Origin of the sequence: Shewanella surugensis (genome assembly GCF_023284005.1) — a bacterium.
GTDB lineage: Bacteria > Pseudomonadota > Gammaproteobacteria > Enterobacterales > Shewanellaceae > Shewanella > Shewanella surugensis.
In genome coordinates this window covers 1-3,406 of sequence record NZ_JAKIKS010000242.1, presented here as the reverse complement: position 1 = coordinate 3,406, position 3,406 = coordinate 1, and the positions used below count along the sequence as shown (strand labels likewise).

At 39.5% G+C, this 3,406-nt stretch carries 2 protein-coding genes; both read right to left on the bottom strand.

The annotated features are described in order from the left end of the window. The coding region (locus tag L2764_RS26420; protein ID WP_248943321.1) for a hypothetical protein at nt 1–2,772 on the bottom strand (2,772 nt) is incomplete at its 3' end. Nucleotides 2,773–2,790: 18 nt separating this feature from the next. Next, nucleotides 2,791–3,156, bottom strand: coding sequence for a type III secretion system chaperone (locus L2764_RS26415; RefSeq protein ID WP_248943320.1), 366 nt, complete (start codon nt 3,154–3,156; stop codon nt 2,791–2,793). Between the last annotated feature and the right edge of the window lie 250 nt (nt 3,157–3,406).

Below are 3,406 nucleotides of genomic sequence, written 5' to 3'. Positions count from 1 at the left end.
ATTAAGGTGTAAGGTTCGAGCTAAATTTTTTGCCACTTGCTTCAATTCATAAAATGTTACTTGAGGTCTACCATTAACATGATCATGCATCGTTGCCATTAATCTTTCTGGGCTGACATGAGCATGTTGGTTTTTCGATTGAAATTGACGGTTACCGTTTTCAATTAAAATGTGACAAGCTTGTTCGAAAGAGATTTGTCTATCTTCTTTAACTGATTGTTGGAAACATAATATGCTCGCCGCTTTCATTACATCAGCAAATGAAATATCGACATCTTCAGCTAACGGACTTTCCACGGGTAAATTCATGGCCATTTTTATGGCTTGACGTTGCTGCAGTTCAGAGAACTGCCCAAACTGCCCATTAAGGGTATTCACCGCCACAGCAGCTGTCACAGACACCCCAGCTTTAACAGCATTAGTCACATCATTTGAGGTAATATTTAAACCTGCCGCAATGGCTTCAACATGTTGCTGAAGATTAATCGGCGTATTCGCATTCAACTGACCCCCTACAGCTTCACGAATAGCTTGTTCAATTTGCACTTCAGGCAAATAAGTTTCATTATGAAGAGCGGTTATTGCTTGTTGTAGCGTCACAGGAATACTGACTTCAACGGCATGATAAATTGCTTGATTGCCAATTTCAGTGGCGCATTCAACCCCTTTAAAGTATTCAAATAACTTTTGGCTATGAGCCATGGGTAAATTTGAACGGCCTTGGGTTGGCGTTCCTGTTAAGGTTTTAGCATCACCATACCTATCTTTTAGTTCTAGCTGGTCATAAATGCGATTCATATGATCCACATTTTCTTGGCCTTCACATTTTAACCTTGTAATATCAAATAAATGTATCGGTACACCAGAATAAAGAATTCGACTCTTCGCAGTTGACTCTGCTTGATACCCATTGTCACGATACTCAAATGCGGCACTCGATATTTTACTCGGCTCAGTCGTAATACCTGATAATCCTGCATCCTTAAGGCTATTGGTCAAATCTGAAAATAAACCTTCGGCTTTATGCATTTTTTTAGCCAAGACATTGAACTCCGCTGGACTCATCACCATCTTCACGCCATTAGCCCCATCTGCTGACAATCCACCTTGCCCAATAGCAAAGCGTCTTTGTTCATTGTTTCCAGAAGCAGGTCCATTCTTTGCACAAAAAAGTGTAAAAGCAGCGCCATAATTACCTAATTTCAGCTCAACATTACCATTGTCATTAATATTGATTTGATGCGGCCCTGCTCCATTAACACTTAGATCGGGTCTTAATCCTTCGTATTGAGAATTAACTGATAAAAAGCTTGCATGAAAACTTTTTATCTCCATGGCTAAATTCACTTTTGCTTTAAAGTCATTCAGTAAATCTCTCACTGTTGCTGTATCTTCAACCGCATCCATGCGTACAGCAACAGGTGACCCACTAGGATGTAAACCCGCAAGGTGCTGCTCACTAATCGACTGTAGTGCCGCATCACAGGCAATTTTCACATCACGCTTTAATGCCACATCGGTATTGCCACCTTCCCTGTTAATGCTAAGCCCCATCATCATGATCGCTTGGTTACGCTTACCCACAGTGCCCGGCATGATGTCGGGGAATAATGAGATTGTCTCTTTCAAATTAAAAAGGTTTCTTGAATTGAGCACCCCGAGATAACTATCAGCCATCGCTTTTACAGCACTCTCTTGCGTCACTCCAACCTCAAAAGGAAAGCCGTCAAAACCAAACTCGAAATTTTCAACCCGCTCATCAGGATCCAACCAACTATCATAGAAATATTCATTATTCATCTCCTGATTTTGACACCAAGCGATAAAAACTTCTTTGTGGCTAATAGCCCCTTTATCAACAAGCTTTTCGGCTAGTTTCTCGACTAAACTGTAACTGTCATCCTTAAAGCTTACACTGTCAGGGTCAAACGCAGCTTGATGTTGTTGTTGTAACTGATTCCCCCCTATTACAGCGTGAGGCACTGCAGCAAGACTATTTTCATTATTGTGAGCTGAAAGACGAGCTTCATTTTCAATATCAGTTAATATGTCCCGATAACAGCCAGCCAAATGAAACCCCTTCACCGCTGGAGTCAGGTCCCCATTGCTAAATACGCTGTCTTCAGGAAAATGGCCTACTATCGTTTCATCGTTAAAAAAACCGAGAAATGGTTGCATGTCCTCAGGAGAAAAATTAGGATCGCTAAATGCAGAAAAACAACTCAAATTTGACAACCCTTCAGTATCACACCAAAGAGCAAAACTCCCCACTTCAATTAACTCTTTATCAGCCAATTTAGCATCCATTCTCTCTATCGCACTCGCCTGCTGAGTATCATCACTCATTAAATCCGTTAAGGCTGCTGCTAATGCTTCGGCTCTTACTGTTTGTGGATCAATCTCTTCTATTTCAGCTGCCTGAACTTCAATCACAGTTGCACTTGTCAGTTCATTCACTGAGGACTGTTGCACTAATGATTCTGATTGCCCCGTTAACAGAGTTCCGATTCTTTGTTGGGAATGTTCTTGTTGCAGCAAAGACTCTTCATCTCGCCCATCACTCATCATAGTGGCTAATACTGACTCAGGAGGATCGGTCTCTATATTAAATCCAGACTGTTCATTCACATTAATCAAAGGAGATTGCGCCGCTTCAGTGGTCACATCTGATGAAGAACAAGGGAAAACTCGACTAAAAAAATTACTGATTGCCGTGCCCACTGAAGACCATGCCGAGCTTATCGCAGCTCCAATTTCATTTAAATTCATCATAAACTTTTATCCTCCATTCTAAACTTGATCTATGATTTTTTTTCTAAGAATACACATATTTTCAAGCAGATTTTCCAGCTGAAAGCTGTCTAATAAGTCTTTAGGGAATGAGACGCCTAAGCATAATTCATCTTTGTACACGCCAACCCAAGCACTTCCCATTAGCGTTCTATTGGTGTTTAACGTTAACCAATAATAATGATCATTTTTAATCACAGGAGACACTGATAATGGTGCATAAAAAGTAAAAATGTCACTCCCTTTTGGGCATTCAAATAACCATTCAATATTATGTTTGTCTGTAATACGTATTCCCCCCTGCTCAAGAGACAGAGGTACATGCCATCTATGTGCTAATTCTGATAATGCCGAATCTAAGTTCATAATTAAATTAGTAACCTGTTTAAGTAATAGAAGTAATCATTTTTAATCTGCATAAATTAAATTATTTTCGTTATCAATATTAAGAGATATTTTCAAAAAATTGATCACTCTTTAATAGCCTAACCATTGTTTGATATTTTCAACTTATTGACTATGGAAAAACCTAATTATTAAAACAAACTGGACAGACCAGGTTACTGCCAGATCATAATAACCACATCCTAATGATTAATATCACTTTAACTCACCC